Origin of the sequence: Hydrogenovibrio sp. 3SP14C1, assembly GCF_029625905.1 — a bacterium.
Taxonomy (GTDB): Bacteria; Pseudomonadota; Gammaproteobacteria; order Thiomicrospirales; family Thiomicrospiraceae; genus Hydrogenovibrio.
Map to the genome: position 1 here is coordinate 1 of NZ_JARTLM010000146.1, position 266 is coordinate 266.

General features: G+C 58.6%; 1 protein-coding gene. It reads left to right on the top strand.

The window, feature by feature from the left end; translation table 11 throughout:
- Positions 1–266: L-lactate permease (locus tag P8629_RS11995; protein ID WP_278166342.1), on the top strand; the 266-nt coding region annotated here is incomplete at both ends.

Below are 266 nucleotides of genomic sequence, written 5' to 3' on the forward strand. Positions count from 1 at the left end.
CTCCGTTCGCCATTTTCACGGGCATCGCGTTCGTCGTACCTTACATGCTGGTAGGCGTCTTCCTGGGACCAGAGTTCCCCTCGATGATCGGTGCCATGGTCGGTCTGGCCATTGTCGTACCCGCCGCGCGTAAAGGATTCCTGCTGCCGAAAGACACCTGGGACTTCCCGGAATCCACCTCCTGGCCGGATGAGTGGATCGGCAATCTGCAGATCAAGCTGGATGACGTGGTAGGCAAGACACCGATTTCGACGCTCAAAGGCTGG